This is a genomic window from Enterovibrio norvegicus (assembly GCF_002876705.1).
Taxonomy (GTDB): Bacteria; Pseudomonadota; Gammaproteobacteria; order Enterobacterales; family Vibrionaceae; genus Enterovibrio; species Enterovibrio norvegicus_B.
Genome location: NZ_MDAG01000013.1, coordinates 362,077 through 381,602, shown reverse-complemented (window position 1 = coordinate 381,602; position 19,526 = coordinate 362,077). Strand labels below are relative to the sequence as shown.

Below are 19,526 nucleotides of genomic sequence, written 5' to 3'. Positions count from 1 at the left end.
AAGTAGCCGTATGAATATCGGTTAAAAATCAGGACATATGGCGGCGATTCTATTCAGATTCATCTTTTTCATCGCCAACCAGATTGTACTTTCGCAATAATCCCCTTACTTGATGGTAGCTTAACCCGAGTTGCTCTGCGGCGCGTCTTTGGTTGTACTTGGCTTGTATCATCGCAAATTCAACAATTTCTTTTTCTTGCGCCTGTTGCCATTGGCGCAAATCCATTGGCAGCGAAAAGGCAGGTGAAGAAGCCTCTTTCTCATCCACAACAAGGGTCTGCCAAGGCGCGATGAAGGGGTCTAAGTGAATGGTATCAACCGGAGAATTTTCATCGTCATGGCGATAAATCGCCCGTTCGACCACGTTTTTTAGCTCACGCACGTTACCCGGCCAGTGATACGTGTTTAAGGTGTTTTCTGCCTCTTTGGTAAAGCCCGCAAAGTAGCCGTAACCCAGTTCACGGCACATTTTCAGCGCGTAATACTCCGCCAGCAGCGAAATATCGCCATGGCGCTCACGCAAAGGCGGAAGGTGAATCACGTCAAACGCCAAGCGGTCGAGTAAATCAGCGCGAAACTTTCCTTCTTCGGCCAAGCGCGGCAAATCTTCATTGGTGGCGCAGATCAGCCTGACATCGGCATTGAGAATGTCGCTGCCGCCCACGCGTTCGTACTCGCCGTATTCAATCACGCGCAGTAATTTTTCTTGCACGCCGAGCGGGGAGGTTGCCAGCTCATCCAAAAACAAAGTGCCGCCTTCCGCACGCTCAAAGCGCCCTTTATGACGGCCTTTTGCGCCACTGAACGATCCCGCTTCATGGCCGAACAATTCTGAATCAATCAACCCATCACTGAGCGCAGCACAGTTTAAGCTCACCAAGGGGCCATCCCAACGACGTGACAAATAGTGCAGGCGTTTCGCGATAAGCTCTTTACCCGTGCCTCGTTCACCCAAAATCAAGAGAGGGCGGTTGAGAGGCGCAATGCGGGAGACGTGATCGAGCACAGAAAGGAAGTGGTCGGATTCACCAATCAGGTTGTCAGGCTTTTGCATGGTTAAATTTACCAACTGTTAGTTTATTTCATCATACGCGGATTGGCATAAAATGCACATAAGATGTTAAGTGTATGATATTTATGATTTATAAAAGTTGGCACGCACTTTGATATAGGTATGACATATGAGGATTACCTCGTCACCTGATAGCGCACTCAGCGCGATTGTAAAAGGAGCATCACAATGGGTATTTTTTCTCGCTTTGCAGATATCGTGAATGCAAACGTAAACTCACTGCTTGATAAAGCAGAAGATCCACAAAAAATGGTTCGCCTGATTATTCAGGAAATGGAAGACACCTTGGTTGAAGTGCGTACTTCATCAGCACGTGCTCTTGCTGACAAAAAAGAGCTAGCGCGTAAAGTCGATAGCATTGAACGTCAAATGCACGACTGGCAAGAGAAGGCGACACTGGCACTGCAGAAATCTCGTGAAGACTTGGCGCGCGCAGCATTGATTGAAAAGCAAAAAGTGCATGATATTTTGCTGACGCTAAAAGAAGAGTACAACTTGGTTGAAGAAACCATTGGAAAACTCGGAAACGAAGTGGCGGAGCTGGAGACCAAACTGACAGAAACCCGTGCGCGTCAAAAAGCCTTGGTGATGCGTCGTGAAGCAGCGGGTAATCGTCTTGATGTTCGCCGTCAATTGGACACTGGCCGCACTGATGAAGCAATGGCAAAATTCGAACAGTACGAGCGCCGCATTGATGAGCTTGAAGCAGAAGCCGACAGCCTCAGCATAGGTAAAGGCAAGCGTTTAGAAGACGAGTTCGCCGACCTTCAAGCGCAAGACGACATTGAAAAAGAACTGGCTCGCATGAAAGCAGAGCTGAAAGACAAAGAATAATTATACCTGCTTAGGTAAGGAGAAAAGCATGTCAATGGCGTTTCTATCAATCCCACTGGTGGTGTTTCTGGTATTCGTTGCACCCATCTGGCTATGGCTCCATTATCGCAGTAAGCGTCAGGTTGGTCAGGGTTTGAGTGGTGATGAATTCGCACAGTTACAAGCGTTGGCAGATCGCGCAGAGTCACTGCAAGACCGTATCCATTCCCTAGAGCGCATTCTTGATGAAGAAGCGCCAAACTGGAGACACAAATAATGAGCAAAACGCTGTATCGTGACCCCGTAAACGGGAAAATCGGCGGTGTTTGTGCAGGCGTCGCCGATTACTTTGGTGTTGAAATATGGTTAGTGAGGATACTCACCGTGACAGCATTTCTTATCGGCATGGGCTTCTTTGTGTTGGTGGCGTATCTCGCAGCAATGCTGATACTCGAAAAAATGCCACCGGAAGAAGTGCAGCAAACGCAACACATGCGTGATCACCAAGTAAAGCAAAAACCTTGGCAACGCGGTAAAACAGCGAACGATTTGTTGGTTGATATCGACAGTGAAATGAAAGAGATGGAGCAAGATGTGGCAAAAATGGAGGCGTATGTAACGTCGTCAGAGTTTGACTTAAACCGTAAGTTTAAACAGCTATAAGCACATTCCTCTCATTCCCCCGCATCATGCGGGGGACATACCCAAATTTCTTCTTATCATGTTTCTCGGTTTGGTTTCCTCTTTCGGCGTAAACTCTTCCGTGAGCCTTGTTGGGCTGAAGATGTTTTCACACAGAAGTGATTTGGGTATGTGTTTATTAGGAGTCATTGCTTTTAATGAAATCCGTTAAAAATCAGGTTAACAAATGGGTTAACCGTGGCTTAGATCGCCATGTTCGTCTTGCTGTTACTGGCCTTTCAAGGGCGGGTAAAACGGCGTTTATTACGTCGATGATTAACCAGCTTCTTCATAGCGCGACAAACCCAAGAATGCCGCTTTTTCAGCCTGTCAGAGATGGGCAAGTCTTGGGTGCGCGCCGCGTTCAGCAAACTCAGCTTCATATTCCTGCGTTTGATTACGACATCGGCATTCAGTCATTGCGTTCTCAGCCGCCGACGTGGCCTTCGCCAACCCGAGACGTGAGTGAAATTCGCTTAGCGATTCGCTATCGCCCGAAAAAAGGCGCCATGAAGCTGTTGCAAGAAACCGCCACCTTATACCTCGACGTGGTGGATTACCCCGGCGAGTGGTTGTTGGATTTGCCGTTGTTGAGCATGAGCTTTGATGAGTGGTCGCGTAAGCAAGCCGCCATTTTGAAAGGGAAACGCAAAGCACTGGCTGATGATTGGCTTCAAGCGCTGGATGCATTTGACCCATTGGCAGAAGCCGATGAACAGCGCATTGCGGCGTTATCAGAAGGCTATACCTCGTACTTGCATGCCTGCAAAGATGAAGCGGGTTTACATTGGGTGCAACCTGGTCGGTTTGTGTTACCGGGTGAATACGCCGGTGCACCAGTGCTGCAATTCTTCCCATTGGCCAATGGGCAATACAGCGAGAGCCAATTGGCGTCGGCATCGCCGAACAGTAACTACGCCATTTTGAAGCAGCGTTACGACTATTACTGCCAGCACATTGTGAAAGGCTTTTACAAAGACCACTTTTCGAAAGTGGATCGCCAAATCGTGCTGGTGGATACCTTGCAACCCCTAAATGCAGGGCCTGAGTCGTTCAACGATATGCGTTTGGCGCTCGAACAATTGATGCAGAGTTTTCGTTACGGCAAGAGCGGTTTGCTCCGCCGTTTGTTCTCGCCGCGCATTGATAAGATTTTGTTTGCCGCGACAAAGGCAGACCACGTCACGCCCGAGCAGCACCCGAACTTGGTGTCCTTGTTACAACAATTGATTCATGAAGCGTGGCAATCTGCGGCGTTTGAAGGCATTGATATGGAATGCGTTAGTCTCGCCTCCATTCAAGCCACTGAACCTGGCATGGTTGACCATAAAGGCGACACCCTTTCAGCACTGCGAGGCACGTTAGAAAACGGTGAGCCGATGCTGATGTACCCAGGCGATGTGCCTGCACGGTTACCGGGGGATGCGTTCTGGCAAAACAACCATTTTGAGTTTCGCCAATTCCGCCCGATGCCGTCAGATGTGGATGAACCTTTACCCCACATTCGTGTTGATAAAGCGCTGCAATATTTGCTGGGCGACAAGCTCAGATAAGGTAAGACATGACTGAATATAAAAAAGCGATTGTGTTTGATGAGCCTAAAGACGACGCCGATGTTTCGCCAGAGTTAACGGCTCAGCAACAATTCGATCATGACGCGACGAATTTCGCCATCACAACCGTGAACGAAGACAGCGACGCTGAACAAGCACTTGAAGCCACGTTAGCACCGCGTAAAAAGCGCTGGGGCTTGCGTGCATTGGCTGCTGCTGGCTTGGCGTTGGTGGGTTGGCAAACCGTTGATAACGTGGTCACCGCAGTCCAAACTGCCGATTGGCTTGCCGTCGGTTGGAGCGGCTTTGTTGCGGGCCTTGCCGTGCTGGGCGTGTCTGCGCTCGGAAAAGAATTTCTCGCGCTTCGTCGCTTAAAGGGCCGCCAAGATGAGCGCGACACTGTTCAAGCGATCATCGATGCAGATGGCATTGGGAAAGCGAAAGCCGTTTGTGAAAAGCTGGCGCATCAAGGCCATGGCGAACTGACCGCAGGGTTTGATCGTTGGCAGAATTCCCTCGCCGCGACCCACAATGACAAAGAAGTCTTTGAGCTTTACGACAGCATGGTCGTGACAGAACAAGATGTCGCCGCGAAAAAAATGGTCACCAAATACGCCAGCGAAGCCGCTGTCATGGTTGCCATGAGCCCGTTAGCGCTGGCTGACATGCTGCTGGTGGCGTGGCGTAACTTCCGTTTGTTGGAACAAGTGGCGACCATTTACGGTGTTGAGTTGGGTTACTGGTCTCGCATTCGCTTGCTGCGTTTGGTGCTCGCAAACATGGCCTTTGCGGGCGCAAGTGAAGCGTTAACGGATGTTGGTGCGGATTTGCTTTCGGTTGATCTTGCGGGTCGATTGTCAGGGCGGGTTGCGCAAGGCTTGGGTGTCGGTCTGCTCACCGCACGTTTGGGTTATAAAGCGATGGCACTGATGCGCCCGCTGCCTTACTTGAGTGCGCCAGCCCCTAAGCTGTCAGACATGCGTCGTCAACTGCTTGGCAAGCTGACACCGAAAGGCAGTTCATCAAACGGTTAATGTAAACAGCGAACGCAAACAGTGAACGTAAACAGGCAGGGCTTCGGCCCTCTTTGCTTTCCCGCTTTCCCTTCGAATCCTTTTCTCGCCTCTCGCTTAGTGCGCGCCAAAGCACGCTTTTTCGTCAGCGTTTGCAGCGAAAAAGGCATTCCTTCCCCTCATGTAAATTTCTTTCTCACGTTTTCTAGCACATCGCTTGACTCATACAGTGTTCGGGCGCAAACTTCTGAAACTGTCAACATTTCCTGACACTTTTTACATGCGCTAATTTGCGCAAAAAATGTACGTGCCAGAAAGTGCGAGCTTCTTTCCTGATCAACATGTCGGAACGCAGAAGTAACACATACAGTGTGTTTCGACTTTCAAGTAGGACATCAACGTGAGATTACAGGTCTATTGTGAAGATCGACTTGGATTAACCCGCGAACTTCTCGACATTCTCGCAAGACGCAGTATCGACCTCCGTGGTATTGAAATCGATCAAGTCGGCATTATTTACCTTAATTGCCCCGAAGTAGAGTTCGATGAATTCAGGCAACTTATGTCTGAAATCCGCCTTATTAGCGGCGTCACAGACGTACGAAAAATCCAATTCCTACCCGCAGAGCGCGAACATCGCGAGCTGCGTGCATTGCTAGAAACCCTGAGCGATCCCGTCTTTTCCCTGAATCTTACGGGGAAAGTGGACATGGCCAACAAATCTGCTTTTAGGCTAATGGGGTCGCACCATGAAAACCTCATTGGTGAATCGGCCAATGTGTTGTTCCCCGATTTCAATTTTGCACATTGGTTAGAGCGAGAAAAAGCCAGCCAAGTGTGTCGACAGGTGGTGTTAACAGGCATTGATTACTTGATGGAAGTGATGCCCGTGTATGTTACCGACAGTGAAGACAATGATGTGTTAGCCAGTGCTGTGGTGCAGCTAAAACAAGTGTCGATGAATCACCTGCCAACCACCTTGTACCGCACGCCGGGCGAGCACGGTTTTGAGCACCTTGTGGGTCAATCCAGCAAATTTCGCGCCTTGGTCAATCAAGCGAAAAAATTTGCACTACTTGATGCGCCATTGCTGATCCAAGGTGAAACAGGCACGGGTAAAGAACTGCTCGCGAAAGCATGTCATCAACGCTCGCACCGCGCAGAGCACCCGTTCTTGTTAGTGAACTGTGTGTCCATGCCAGACGATGCGGCAGAAACCGAATTGTTTGGTTGCGCGCCTGGCCCTGAACGCGAAGGCAAGAAAGGCCAGTTCGAACAAGCGGATGGCGGCACAGTATTCTTGTACGAAGTGGGTGAAATGAGCCCGCATCTGCAAATCAAATTACTGCGTTTCATGCAAGACGGAACCTTCCGTCGCGTGGGCGAAGAACACGAAGTTAAAGTGGATGTTCGCGTTATCTGTTCAACGCAGAAGAACTTGTCAGAGTTGGTCACAGCAGGGCAGTTCAGGGAAGATTTGTATTACCGTTTGAACGTGTTGTCACTCACGGTGCCACCGCTACGTGAGCGTCCATCGGATGTGCAACCGTTGGCGGAACTGTTCTTGAACCAGTTCTCTGCCGAGTTAGGTCAAGAGCGCCCAGCATTGCAATCCGGTGTGCCAGATTTTCTGTCGCAATACTCATGGCCCGGTAACATTCGCCAATTGCGTAACGTGCTTTTCCGCGCGGTCACGCAAATTGAAGATGGCACATTAACCAAAGAAGACATTCAGCTGCCAGAAACCGAACAAAGCGCCTTCTTAACCGAAGAGTCTATGGACGGTTCGTTGGATGACATCATGAAGCGCTACGAGTCCGGCATTTTGAGCAACTTGTACCGCAGCTATCCGTCAACGCGTAAGCTGGCTAAACGTTTGAGTGTGTCGCATACCGCGATTGCCAACAAACTGCGTGAATACAGCATCGGCAAAAAGTAGTGTGGGTTCTGTTTATCTGAATGGGAGCGTGTAAGCGCTAAATCTGCTAAATCCGCTTAGGGCGAGCAACCCAATTTACCCTGAGCAACCCAAGTTACAGTAAGCAACCAAACGAAAAAAGGTGACAGAATTTCTGCCACCTTTTTTGATCAGCGTATCTCTCTGATCGGTCTATATCTTTATGATCGGTCTACACCTAAGCAGTCTGCACGTCAGGTTGCTTGGGTATAAGTAAAGCGAGAACAGACTACTCCGTTACAATCGGGCAACCCTCAATATCGAGCAGTTTTTGTTTGATCTCAAGGCCGTAACGGTAACCTGTTAATTCACCTTTGCTGCCGATAACGCGGTGGCAAGGAATGATGAAGGGAATCGGGTTAACGTTATTCGCCATGCCGACAGCGCGACAGGCTTGAGGATTTCCAATTTCGTTAGCGATTTGACCGTAAGTGCGGGTTTCGCCATAAGGAATGCTGCGAAGTTGCTGCCAAACCTTGTGTTGGAATTCGGTGCCTTCGGGGGCGAGGGGCAAATCAAACGATGTCCGCTCACCAGAGATAAACTCGATAAGCTGGGTGCGATACCCCGAAAGTTGCGCCGGAGAGTGATGCCAATCACGGCTATGCTCAAAAGGATGCCTTAAGCATAACGTCAATTGTCGAAGGCCAGTATCATCGGCCAGAAGGTGTACTTTTCCCAAATCTGTTTCAAAACTATCATAGAACATAGGCATGCTGCATTTAGACTGGAGGCAAGTTGACTGTCGAAATTATAAACCCTTTCCCGTGTTTGAGTGTGGATAATCTTGTCGTACGTGCAATACAGAAGGCAGATGTCGCTCGAATTGTTCGCTATTTCCAATTAAATCGCACTTATTTGACATCTTGGGAGCCACTTCGCCCTGAAGGATTCTTCACTTTCGAGGGGTGGGAGCGACGTGTTATCCAGTTGGTGGAGCTTCAACGTCACGGTTTGGCCTACTATTTCCTGATCTTCGAAAAAGACACCGATGAGATAGCGGGCGTGATCACCTACAACAACATCATGCAGTTTCCTTTTCACGCCTGTAATGTGGGTTACTCCCTCGCAGAAGCCGCACAAGGCAAAGGATTCATGCGACGTGCGCTCAACTTAACGAACCAATGGCTGTTCGATAACCTCAACATGCACCGCATCATGGCCTCTTACATGCCACGAAATACACGCAGTGAAGCGGTATTAAAAGCGGCAGGCTTCCAAGAAGAAGGGCACGCGAAAGACTACCTCTTGATCAATGGGCAGTGGGAAGACCACACACTGACATCACTGATTAATCCAAATTGGGTGGCAGCTATCAATGAATAAGGTGTCTGAAACGTCACTGTCACGGCTGGAAAAACAGCTCGCACTGCTGATTGAAATCGACAAACTCAAAGCCGTGCTGCGAAGAACGCGTATTAAATCCGACAATGCACGTTTAGAAAATTCCGCCGAGCACAGTTGGCAAGTCGCACTCATGGCGCTCTTGCTCGAAGAGCACGCGAATGAACCTGTCGATATCGCCAAAGTCGTGAAAATGCTGCTTATTCACGATGTGGTGGAAATTGATGCGGGCGATACCTTTGTTTACGACCTAGAGGCCGCAAAGTCTCAGGAAGAAAATGAAAAGAAAGCCGCAGCGCGTTTGTTCGGTATGTTGCCGAGTGACCAAGGCGATGAGTTGCTTGCGTTATGGCATGAATTTGAAGCCGCGCAATCGCCAGAAGCACAGTTCGGCAAAGCGTTAGATAGGCTTATGCCCATGCTATTGAACGTCAATACCAACGGACAAAGCTGGAGGGAACACGGCATCTCTTTAGAGCAAGCACTTACCGTGAACAGCAAAATTGAAAAAGGCTCGACAACGCTGTGGGACTATACCCAAACCATGTTGAAAGACGCCGCAGACAAGGGCTGGTTAAAGCAGTAGTCTTTTGCTGAAAAGTCGGCAGCGCTTTGACGCCAGAAATGAAACCAGAAACGAAAAAGGGAGCGTGATGTGATCATCACGCTCCCTTTTCTTATGCTTGTTGGTTGAACGTCGCTTAACTGGAAGACACCGTTGCTTTGGGTGTTAACGCAGGGCGATCAAACTGAACACCTTTCCAGCCCGACACCATAAAGTTGCGGATGTTCTGATGGTCATTCCCTGATGGATGACAAAGTACATCATCGCGGTAGTAACCCCCGAAACACGCAAGCACCGCGCTTTCTTCTAACTCATGCAACTGACCAAACGACAATATTTTGCATGATCCTGAATTTTGCCCCGCTTTGTTAACGAGATCGCCATTGGTAAAGCGTGTAGGCGAGAAATCGTATTGCCCATCGATAACACGCATGGTGTCTTCAAATTCAATAAGCGCAGGGGTATTCGCCAGTTTTGCGAGAAAGTCGTTGAGTTGCATTCTGTTCCTGTTTCGATGTGTCGCGTCCATTTCTCCCCCTTGTATCAGGATGACGCGCCAAAGTGAAGTGCCAATCTTGAATCTCGTGGGGCTCTGCAAAGCTTTACTCAACCAACGCGATTTATTGCATCTCTTTTACCGTCTAGCAGGTTGTTCTTTGATTCACTGTCTACAATTATCATAACAATTGGAAACGTTTACATTTTTCTCGTGTACTTTAGGTCACTGACGGTGATTTTATGACAACGCATTCTTGAGCAAGGGAGCGGCAGCTCACCTTGGGTATTCTCTCAGTAGTCGATTGATTTTATTGTCAAAGCAATCCATGACACCGTGGTGGCGCGTTAGGTACAGGGAGTGATTTTTTGTTGAGGTGAAAATGACGGATCAGCAGCGCAATCAACAACAGCGCCAGTTTGTACAATCGACGTTCGAGCACCATTTCGGTTTTGCTCCTACGCATTTATTCAGAGCGCCAGGCCGCGTTAATCTCATTGGAGAGCACACCGACTACAACGACGGCTTTGTGCTGCCTTGCGCTATCAACTACCAAACAATCATTGCAGGCCGAGCGCGTACAGACGGCATCGTGCGTGTTATCGCAGCCGACTACGACAACGCGGAAGACACCTTCTCCCTCAATGACGTCATCGCTCACAACCAAGAGGCGCAGTGGACGAATTACGTGCGCGGTGTGGCGGTGCACTTAATCAAACATGGATTAACGCTGACCGGCGCAGACATTGTCATCACAGGTAACGTCCCACAAGAGGCGGGGCTGAGCTCTTCGGCGTCGCTGGAAGTCGCCGTTGGGTTGGCGTTGTCGCACTTAAGCCAAGATGCGGCTTCTGATATATCACTGCAAGACATCGCGCTGGTGGGGCAAGCGGCAGAGAACTATTTTGTCGGCTGCAACTGCGGGATAATGGATCAGCTGATTTCCGCGCTTGGCGAGCCGGGACATGCATTGCTGATAGATTGCCGATCGTTAGAAACGAAGCCTGTCAGCTTAAACAGCGACATGGCAGTCATGATCATTAACTCGAACAAGCAACGTGGTTTGGTGGACAGTGAATACAATAGCCGCCGAGAACAATGCGAAGCCGCCGCAGATTTCTTCGGCGTGAAAGCGCTTCGAGACGTGTCTGTTGAAACGTTTGAAGCGCAGAAACATGAGCTTAATACCGTCATCGCGAAGCGTGCCAAACATGTTGTCACCGAAAATGCCCGCACCTTGGCCGCAGCCGATGCGTTCGAACGTGGCGATTGGACAACCCTTTCCACCTTAATGGCGGAATCTCACCGATCGATGCGCGATGATTTTGAAATCACCGTGCCAGAGATCGATGCAATCGTCGATATCGTGTCTAGTGTGATCGGTAATGAAGGTGGCGTAAGGATGACGGGCGGCGGCTTTGGCGGCTGTGTCGTTGCGCTGGTGCCTGTTGCTCAAATTCAATCGGTGACCGATGCTATTGTGAAACAATACGATCTCACATCAGGCCTCGTGGCCGACATTTATGTATGTAGTGCTGAGAATGGCGCAGAAGTGATTGTGCTCAAGGAGGATGCACTATGACAACACACGAAAAAGAACCAATACAAGGCGTTCACACCCACACCCCCTCGGATGGAGAGTCTCCGAATCTGTATGAACTGACCAATGCCAACGGCATGTCTATTGCCCTTATGGATATCGGCGCAACATGGGTAAGTTGTCTTGTCCCTGTCAATGCCACCAAACGAGACGTGATACTAGGGTGCTCAAGCGCCGAAGATTACGCAAAACAAACCGCTTACTTTGGCGCGACGGTAGGGCGGTACGCAAACCGGATTTCCAAGGCGCAGTTCTCGCTTGATGGGGAAACCTATTCCCTTTCAAGCAACCAAGCAGGGAACACCTTACACGGCGGGGAAGCCGGCTTTGATAAACAGCGCTGGCATGCAGAATCCCTCAGCCATAACTCCGTCACCTTCTCGCTCATCTCGCCAGATGGCGACCAAGGCTTTCCTGGCACACTCAAATTGTCGGTGACTTACACGCTGAACGATGACAACGCCGTAACCATTCGTTACCAAGGCGGTTGTGACAAAGCTAGCCCAGTGAACCTCACCAATCACGCCTATTTCAACCTTTCAGGCACCGATGAAGATTGCCTCTCACACCGGCTTCGACTCAATGCCGACCATTATGTTGATGTGGATGAAAACCTGATCCCCACAGGCACCTTGATTGCGGTTGATGGCGATGACATGGATTTTCGCGTGAGCAAAGTCATTGGCCGAGATCTCATGCAAAGCCCAACCCAACGCATTGCCGAAGGGTATGATCATGCTTATCTACTGAATGACGAGACAGCAGACGCGAGAGAAGTGGCTGCATCACTCATTTCACCTGATCGTAAACTGATGATGGAAGTGTTCACCACCAAACCCGGTTTGCAGGTGTACACCGGCAATTACTTAGCGGGCGAACCCTCCCGTTCAGGCCTATACAAAAAACACAGCGGCGTGGCACTCGAGACAGGTTATTTGCCAGATTCACCAAATCAGCCAAGTTTTCCCAATTCCGTGCTGCCGAAGAACGCGCCTTACAACCATGAGACCACGTATAAATTTACGATCATGGGGTAGTGTTGATGTGATTATCACCAGATTGCTGAGAAAGTGCGCGAACGAACGAATTTAGGGAAAAAAGGGTTTACAGCCCCCCGAGAGGACTATAATATTCGCCGCAACCACGGAGAGATGGCTGAGTGGTTTAAAGCACCGGTCTTGAAAACCGGCGAGGGTTTATAGCCCTCCTAGGGTTCAAATCCCTATTTCTCCGCCAAATTGAAAAGGCCGCTGTTCTTACAGCGGCCTTTTTGCATTTCAGCGATGGTGATTTCAGGCAGGGATTTGAAAATCCCTCTATACCTCGATCTGGCTCCGCAAAATTAGATTAAGCCCGCTCATTGAGCGGGCTTTTTCGTATCTGGAGTAAACCTCTTAGATAGGGATGCAGAACCCTAGTCAGGGTTCAGCCGAGCGAAGCGAGACAACGTTGCCCCGACGCAGTCGGAAAAGGCAACGGCCCGAAGGGCAAGGGAACGAAGTGACCAAGTAAATCCCGCTTTCGTTTTTCTCTTGGCTCCGCCAAATTGAAAAGGCCGCTGTTCTTATATAAAAGAGACAGCGGCCTTTTTGCATTCTGGCGATGGTGATTTCAGGCAGGGATTTGAAAATCCCTCTATACCTCGATCTAACTTCGCGAAATGAGATTAAGCCCGCGAGCTCTTATTAACAGGAGCGAGCGGGCTTTTTCGTGTCTGGAATCTGCCTCAATTCAGGACAGTTAGACATTAGTCGTACCTTACGACTAATGTCTAACTGTCTGAGACTATTTGTGTTTTTTCGTTTGGTATAAGGTACTAGCAACTACATTCCAAAGGTTCATAAAAATCCGTCATCGAGTTCTTGTGGCAGAAAAGAAATAGACAACTGCTCGCTTAATCTTCGTTTGGTGAGTAAACAACGCTGGTTGGAAAAACACACCTTAGAGTGTGAACGAAAGGAATCATAATGAGCACTACGTTAGAGTCCGCACACATACCAAAAGATAAGCCTCAAGCCAATGAGGATGCACTCACTTATGAACAACAACATAAACCGAGATCGGAATTTGATTCCCGCGAACAGTATCTAGAACATGAGTTACAAATCATGGCGCCTAAACGCTGGCGTCCTAATTTGCCGTTTAAAGATTATCGATTCGAGATAGAAGACACCATTCCAGCGATGGCAGCGACCATTGGTAAAGTCGTTATGGTGGGTGCCATTGCAGCAACGTTTGCCGGAGCGCTAGGGCTGAATGAAGGCTTTGTTTTAGAAAATGTGCGTTATGAACTACTCATCGCCTCTGTTTTCATCATTCTTTTCTCAGGCTTTCTATTGCCGACCGCGAACCTCGCGGGTACACACGGCCCACTCATCCCTTTAATACCTATCGTCGTTGCAGCAGGCGGACACCCAATGGCGTTTGGCTTGCTGATTGGCGCTTTTGGCTTACTCTTAGCCATCAGTAAAGGTGGCAGCATGTTGGCAAACCTCACCAGTAAAGGCGTGTGTGGCGGTCTACTGCTCTACCTTGGCTTTGTTGGAACCGCTTCTCAAGTGAAAAAGCTGTTCGCTTGGGCTGAGGGCATCGGAATGAGCCACATCGCTTTTGTCGTGATCTTTTGCACCATTATTCTGTATGCGTTATTGGAACATTTCCGTAAACGTTGGCTAGCCGTCCCTCTTAGTTGCTTGCTGGGTGGTACGTTAGCTTTCGCCATGGGTGCGCCGTTCTCTTTCCAAACCGAACCCGGTTTACCCAACATGAACCCAATGTATTGGTGGGGAGAAGATACAGGCTGGATGCTAGGCCTACCGACGCTTGAACATTTCATGGTGGTGTTACCGTTTGCGATTCTAGCTGTGGCGATGTGGTCGCCAGATTTCTTAGGGCATCAAGTATTTCAAAAAATCAGCTACCCAAAACGTACCGAAAAAGTACACATGAACATCGACGACACCATGACCACAGCTTCCATTCGTCAAACGTTCGGTTCACTGCTTGGCGGTACAAACTTTACGTCTTCATGGGGGACTTATATCGTACCGGCAGCGATTGCTAAGCGTCCTATTCCTGCTGGCGCGTTGCTCACGGCGCTGTTCTGTATCATCGCTGCTATTTGGGGTTACCCGATGGATTTAGCTATCTGGCAACCTGTGCTTTGTGTCGCGCTCATTGTTGGGGTATTTGTGCCTTTGCTAGAAGCTGGAATGGAAATGACGCGTGAGGGTAAAACCACACAGTCAGCAGCGATTGTTGTCTTTTCTTCAGCGCTCGTTAACCCTGCATTTGGTTGGGCTCTCACCATGCTGTTGGACAACTTAGGCTTAGTCGGTTGTAAAGAACGCAGTAGTGAGCTGAGTAAAATGAGCCGTTGGGTGTTGCCTGGCATTATGTTTATCGTGCTAAGCAGTGTGATGGCATTGGTGGGTTTACTTCCAGGGATACCAGCGATTATCCCAAGCTTTCGTTAACCCTTGAATAAGCGCTTTTAAATTGGCAGCAGGATAGAAAACTGGTTTGCGTTTATAGCGCATCGGGGGTTCAGCCAAGCGAAGCGACCGAGTAAATCCCGCTTTCGCTTTTCTTGGCTCCGCCAAATGAGATTAAGCCCGCGAGCTCTTACTAACAGGAGCGAGCGGGCTTTTTTGTATTTGGAATTTGCCTCAATGCAGATAGGTATGCAGAACTCTAGTTCTAGTTCTAGTTCTAGTTCTAGCTGCTTTTGATTTTGATCCTCCCCACTTTTCAAGGGGGGAGTTAGAGGGGGGTTATTGCTACGGAGAGAGGTGTTTGGTGGAGAACATTAAATGGTTTTTCCCAAAAGTGTGTTACCCAATTTTTCAATAGTTTCCAATTGAGGAATATATTCATGGAGAGGTATTTTTTAGGTGTTATCCATTCATTAAACAAATCTTGCTTCCATTTCTGCTTAATCATTCGTCACTCTCTCTGCTATGAGATCGCAATCAAGTATTGCTTTATGCACTTCGTGCTACATTCCAGCCGGATAATTTAGACAGTGATGGCGTGTTGCATGCCGATGAGCAAAGGGCGGTAGCGCAAGAAAGTTTTGCCCCAAAATCATTTAGAGCAAAAAAGCCTTTCATACTATTGAAATATGAGTTCACCCTACATAACTTCATCCGAAAACAAGTGATTGAATGTGTTTTTGCGTTCAAAGTAATACTCAACATGTTGAGTAAGATGTAGAATGTTGCTCTTTTTACTCCGCAGTATCACTTCCTTAATGAACCAGAGAAAACAGAACGATAGTGATTTTAAGCTCCCAGAAACCATCTGTATATTGCACTCATGGCTCAATCGTTGCCGAAATGCGCGCGATAGTCATTACAAGAGAGCAGAAAAGCTCTTTGAACTATCAAACTTCCTTGGCTATGTACTTATTTATTCAACTGTATTTGTCACAGTATTCTCGTTTGTTTCTCATAACTCTGCATCGACTCTATTTGGTATCAATAAGCAGCATGTTGTAGTGCTTGTCGGATGTATTGCAGCAGTCATATCAGGGATAGTGACCCAAGCAAGATTTGGTGAAAGAGCTGAAATGCACCGTTCATCTGGTGCTCGCTACGCCAACTTAGCTAGAGACATTGAAGAACTACAAATAAAGATTAATGCTGGTCTCATACCCGATGACGCACTATCTATTCAAGTCAGCTTAATAATAAAGGAATGGAATAACTTATCTGAGGACTCGTTGTTAACTCCGCATAACAAAACTCACTCAAAATATACTCTTCACATCCTCATTGCATTATTTTTTATCACAATGTTTTTCTTTGTTGCAATCTAATGACGTCGAAAAATCGTTTTATAGGAATATCTAGTCATGTGTGAAAATACAGACGCAAAGCAGCTTGCTAAAGACCTGCTTATTTTCAAGCAAGGTCAGGACTCACTATTTGGTGAGTCAGACGGAGTTGAGGAGGGACTTGAGAAAATTAGAAGTAAGATGTCTGATCTTACTAACATCAAGAACCTTCATTTCCTTTTAGGAGCTGGAGCTAGTGCTGATGCAATACCAGCAATGGAGCCATTGATAAAAATTGTCGAGGATGAGGTAAACAGCGGAAATACAGAAGCGCTTGTAGCACTAGAGGAATGCGCTTTTAGTCATCACGACTTAAAAGAAGGGTTTCAGGCTGTTAAGAAGCACTCACCTAAAAACCTTGAGAACATATTGGGAACTCTCTATTCAAAGCGCTCTTACATGAATGGGGTTGGAGAAGTTGACAAAATTAATGATTACTTAATCAACTTAATTGAATCGCAGATTTATAAATCTATCAACATTGATTGCAATGCAAGCGATGCTGAGAAATCGCTTAGCTTATACAAGCAGCTATATCAAAAACTATCACTGCGAAACAAAGATCTTGCCAGAGTTAATGTATTCACCACAAACAATGACCTGTTAAGTGAAACTGCCCTTGGCTATCTTAACGTCAACTACAACAATGGCTTTAGTGGTGGTCTATCTCGAACCTTCAATCCTGCGCGTTTTTCTTACACCTTTTCCCGAAAAATTGACTCAAACATGGAGAAGTACGAACCATTAGAAAACATGGTTTATCTATACAAATTACATGGTTCGATTAGCTGGATTGAGTCTGATGATAATTCTTTTTTTAATATCAAGGAGGTCGATGTTGAGCCAACTCAGGCACCACCAGAAAAAAACATTCTCATCTACCCAACCCCTTTAAAGCAAAATAAGAGCTTAGGTTCACCCTATGCTGATTTGATTCGAGAGTTTCAGAACAAGTTACTACTCCAGCATGGAGTGTTAATTGTCATTGGTTACAGCTTTAGCGATGAACACATTAACAATGCTATTTATGCAGCACTTGCATCGAACTCAAGTTTAAGCGTGGTAATATTTGGAGATTATTATCCTACAGAAAACCTTACAAAACTGACAGACAGACGCATCTATCAAATATCTGGAGAAATAGTTGAAAATATTGAAGGGGGCAAAGAATCTATAAAGATACATTACTTCGAATACATAGTTAACAATCTGATACCTGATCTAGATAAGAGTCGTGACAGCGACTTACTTGAGGACTTTATTTCATCACTTAAGCAGGCAAGGGGTGAGAAATGAGAGTTGGAACAATTACCTCAGTTAACTTTAACCAGTTTAAAGTTAAGGTCTCAACAGAGATTCGGGGCAACTCAGTCAATCTTGCAGGTGTTATCTACTACTTCGGTAACATTGGTAGTTACCTGAAAACTATCAACTCGATCGGTGAGCAACTTATCTGTGAAGTGGTCTCTATCTTTGACAGTGACATGAAAGTTGGCAGTGCGGCTTATGACGTAGATAGCAGTAGGGAAATACTCCTGAAGCCTATCGGCACGATTACGAGAGAGGGCCGATTTAATCTTGGGGTTGGAATATTTCCCTCTATATACAGTGAAGTCAACATTGTAACGTTTGAAGATATGGAGTTGATACTCCAAACTAACAGAGATAAAGAGCTGTGCAAAAAAGTCCACCAAAGCTTTCACTTGGGGGAGAGCAAGAACTTAATCAACTACCCCATCGATATCTCTATCAACTCGTTTTTTAATATTCACACTGCCGTACTAGGAAACTCTGGTAGTGGTAAATCGAATACGATTGCCCACATCATTCAAGATATCCATAAGAAAAAAGACTACTCCGCTATTGGCTCTAGGATATTGATTTTTGACGTTAACGGGGAGTACCGCAATGCGTTTGAAGCCCATCAAAAATGCCAAAATTTAAGTGTCCGATTTCTTAAACCAAATATTGAAGCTGCAGAAGATGGTTATGAGCCTTTTTTTCTACCTCACTTTTTGATGAGCATTGACGAGTGGAGTGCCTTCTTGATGGCAACAGACGCCACTCAACGTCCATTCTGGGACAAGGTGCTACAGGAGAGCTATAAGTTCTACATGATCTCGACTCGTGAGGGGCATGAGCGCCAAAAATTAATCAACTACCTGAGATTTAAGATTTGCAATCTGCTCCAGACTCTCCATGCACAAGGTGACAGTGAAACCGCGATTATTACTGCTGCAAAGAGCATTATCTATGGAATTGTGGAACTTATTAAAATTGATGGTGAATTAAGTACAGCTTGTCGAGAAGAAGGAATTATTGAAGATCTTCAAAATTTGTTAGCTAGTTGTACTATTTCATTCGGCGAAAATAAAGACAGGCTAAAGAATGCTCTCCAAGTCGTTCGTCAGAAGGTAGACGATGATTATGTGCGTGAAGTGATGGATTTCAGGGCTACGAATGAGGAGTTTTTCGACTACCGCTTTCTAAAACAAGCTGCAAACATGGCTCTACTTGAGGAAGACGCCCGAGGTAACGGTCGAATCAGAGAGTACACATCTACGATGATGACTCGATTGGATTTTTTCCTTGATAACGATAATTGCTTATTCATGCGAAGAAGCCCTGAAAGGGTTAAAAAAATTGAGGATTACCTCGATTGGCTGTGGCAGTCCAAATGTACCGTTTCTCCACAGACCAATATGGTGATTATTGATACTAGTGAGCTGTCTAGAGATGCACTTGAAACCTTAACTTCAGTGACATCTAGGTTGCATTTCTCTTTCAGGAAAAAGCTTAAAGGCACTGAAAGGCGTGAGAAACCAATCCATCTAGTGTTGGATGAGGCTCATCGCTACATTAAGAAGGATTCAAAGTATCTTCTGAGAGAGAACATTTTTGAGCAGATAGCTCGTGAAGGACGCAAGTACGCTCTGTATCTATTGATTTCTTCACAACGTCCGTCAGAACTATCTGGAACCGTATTATCACAGTGTTCTAACTTCATTATTCATCGTATTCAAAATGAAGTTGATATGAACTATGTCTACTCTATTCTGCCTTATTTCTCAGATGATTTTGCAAACAAAATCAAACAGTCAGTTCCGGGGGAGGCGCTAGTCTTTGGCAACTGTGTTTCAATGCCTTTGCATGTACGCATCCAACAGGCATTTCCTGAGCCAAATAGTGAGAATTGTAAAGTGCATGAAGAGTGGTTTAAGGAATTTCAGGTGCCACCTCCAGAGTCTTAGTAGGACATAGCTAGCTCAGGTAATTTCTCCATGCCTGAGCTAATTTATGGATTACTAAATTAGCAAGGCCACTAACTCACTTCTGTCCATAATCGTGCGAGACAGATCTTCTCTAGCACGTTTCTGCCCCAAAGTGAGCTAGGCTATTTCTCTGCTCGTATAATAGCTCCCCCGATTGGCCTTATTCTTTCTAATCTGAACCGACTTTTTACTGTTGATAATAAATGAAATTTTGGCGCTTTTTCACAAATCTACATCTTAAATGATTTGAAAATATATTAAAATCAGAAGTTAATGAGCAGATAAAGTATAATGCATTTTTATTAAAGGATAAAATGTCGTAT

17 protein-coding genes, 1 tRNA gene and 1 other RNA gene are annotated in these 19,526 nt (G+C 46.8%); 16 read left to right on the top strand and 3 right to left on the bottom strand.

Features of this window, described 5'->3' with window-relative positions:
- Positions 1-49 precede the first annotated feature (49 nt).
- Complete coding sequence (gene pspF / locus BCT27_RS09255; protein ID WP_102317706.1) at positions 50-1,054, bottom strand: phage shock protein operon transcriptional activator; 1,005 nt, start codon at positions 1,052-1,054, stop codon at positions 50-52.
- Positions 1,055-1,240: 186 nt separating this feature from the next.
- Here pspF and pspA point away from each other — a divergent pair, with 186 nt between their 5' ends.
- The 6 genes from pspA to tyrR all read left to right on the top strand — a co-directional run bounded on the left by pspA (position 1,241) and on the right by tyrR (position 7,071).
- A complete protein-coding gene (gene pspA / locus BCT27_RS09250) occupies positions 1,241-1,906 on the top strand; it encodes a phage shock protein PspA (protein WP_017012185.1) in 666 nt (221 codons plus the stop codon).
- Between the two features lie 28 nt (positions 1,907-1,934).
- A complete protein-coding gene (gene pspB, locus BCT27_RS09245) occupies positions 1,935-2,162 on the top strand; it encodes an envelope stress response membrane protein PspB (protein ID WP_017012186.1) in 228 nt (75 codons plus the stop codon).
- Positions 2,162-2,548, top strand: a complete 387-nt coding sequence (gene pspC / locus BCT27_RS09240; RefSeq protein WP_017012187.1) for an envelope stress response membrane protein PspC — start codon at positions 2,162-2,164, stop codon at positions 2,546-2,548. Before pspB ends, pspC begins: the two co-directional genes overlap by 1 nt.
- Positions 2,549-2,724: 176 nt before the next feature.
- On the top strand, positions 2,725-4,119 hold the full coding sequence (locus tag BCT27_RS09235) for a YcjX family GTP-binding protein (RefSeq protein ID WP_102317705.1): 1,395 nt from the start codon (positions 2,725-2,727) through the stop codon (positions 4,117-4,119).
- Between the two features lie 8 nt (positions 4,120-4,127).
- The gene (locus BCT27_RS09230) at positions 4,128-5,153 is read left to right on the top strand and encodes a YcjF family protein (protein WP_102395631.1); all 1,026 of its coding nucleotides are present in this window, start codon (positions 4,128-4,130) and stop codon (positions 5,151-5,153) included.
- Between the two features lie 379 nt (positions 5,154-5,532).
- On the top strand, positions 5,533-7,071 hold the full coding sequence (gene tyrR / locus BCT27_RS09225) for a transcriptional regulator TyrR (RefSeq protein ID WP_102317703.1): 1,539 nt from the start codon (positions 5,533-5,535) through the stop codon (positions 7,069-7,071).
- 247 nt (positions 7,072-7,318) lie between these two features.
- Here the strand turns inward: tyrR and BCT27_RS09220 are convergent, their stop codons facing one another.
- Complete coding sequence (locus BCT27_RS09220; protein WP_102395630.1) at positions 7,319-7,798, bottom strand: methylated-DNA--[protein]-cysteine S-methyltransferase; 480 nt, start codon at positions 7,796-7,798, stop codon at positions 7,319-7,321.
- A 29-nt stretch (positions 7,799-7,827) separates the two neighbouring features.
- On the opposite strand from BCT27_RS09220, the gene rimJ reads away from it, so the two are divergent.
- Both rimJ and BCT27_RS09210 read left to right on the top strand, forming a co-directional pair.
- On the top strand, positions 7,828-8,415 hold the full coding sequence (gene rimJ, locus BCT27_RS09215; RefSeq protein WP_102395629.1) for a ribosomal protein S5-alanine N-acetyltransferase: 588 nt from the start codon (positions 7,828-7,830) through the stop codon (positions 8,413-8,415).
- Positions 8,416-8,431: 16 nt separating this feature from the next.
- The gene (locus BCT27_RS09210) at positions 8,432-9,019 is read left to right on the top strand and encodes an HD domain-containing protein (protein ID WP_198597542.1); all 588 of its coding nucleotides are present in this window, start codon (positions 8,432-8,434) and stop codon (positions 9,017-9,019) included.
- Positions 9,020-9,134: 115 nt separating this feature from the next.
- Here BCT27_RS09210 and BCT27_RS09205 read toward each other — a convergent pair whose 3' ends face one another.
- Positions 9,135-9,497, bottom strand: a complete 363-nt coding sequence (locus tag BCT27_RS09205; RefSeq protein ID WP_102317699.1) for a HopJ type III effector protein — start codon at positions 9,495-9,497, stop codon at positions 9,135-9,137.
- Positions 9,498-9,876: 379 nt separating this feature from the next.
- Here BCT27_RS09205 and galK point away from each other — a divergent pair, with 379 nt between their 5' ends.
- The 8 genes from galK (at position 9,877) to BCT27_RS09160 (ending at position 19,182) form a co-directional block, all read left to right on the top strand.
- Positions 9,877-11,076 (top strand): galactokinase, encoded by a 1,200-nt coding sequence (galK, locus tag BCT27_RS09200; protein WP_102395628.1) that lies wholly within the window; start codon positions 9,877-9,879, stop codon positions 11,074-11,076.
- The gene (gene galM / locus BCT27_RS09195; RefSeq protein ID WP_102395627.1) at positions 11,073-12,131 is read left to right on the top strand and encodes a galactose-1-epimerase; all 1,059 of its coding nucleotides are present in this window, start codon (positions 11,073-11,075) and stop codon (positions 12,129-12,131) included. The genes galK and galM overlap by 4 nt, the downstream gene beginning before the upstream one ends.
- 108 nt (positions 12,132-12,239) lie before the next feature.
- Positions 12,240-12,330: transfer RNA gene (locus BCT27_RS09190), tRNA-Ser, on the top strand.
- A 151-nt stretch (positions 12,331-12,481) separates the two neighbouring features.
- Positions 12,482-12,620, top strand: a non-coding RNA gene (locus BCT27_RS26040) — RtT sRNA.
- A gap of 441 nt (positions 12,621-13,061) precedes the next feature.
- Positions 13,062-14,570, top strand: a complete 1,509-nt coding sequence (locus tag BCT27_RS09185) for a DUF3360 domain-containing protein (protein ID WP_102395626.1) — start codon at positions 13,062-13,064, stop codon at positions 14,568-14,570.
- A gap of 740 nt (positions 14,571-15,310) precedes the next feature.
- Positions 15,311-15,913, top strand: coding sequence for an SLATT domain-containing protein (locus tag BCT27_RS09170; RefSeq protein WP_102395624.1), 603 nt, complete (start codon positions 15,311-15,313; stop codon positions 15,911-15,913).
- 36 nt (positions 15,914-15,949) lie between these two features.
- Entirely contained in the window at positions 15,950-17,227 is a 1,278-nt protein-coding gene (locus BCT27_RS09165; RefSeq protein ID WP_102395623.1) for an SIR2 family protein, read from the top strand.
- On the top strand, positions 17,224-19,182 hold the full coding sequence (locus tag BCT27_RS09160; RefSeq protein ID WP_102395622.1) for an ATP-binding protein: 1,959 nt from the start codon (positions 17,224-17,226) through the stop codon (positions 19,180-19,182). Before BCT27_RS09165 ends, BCT27_RS09160 begins: the two co-directional genes overlap by 4 nt.
- Positions 19,183-19,526: the final 344 nt, after the last annotated feature.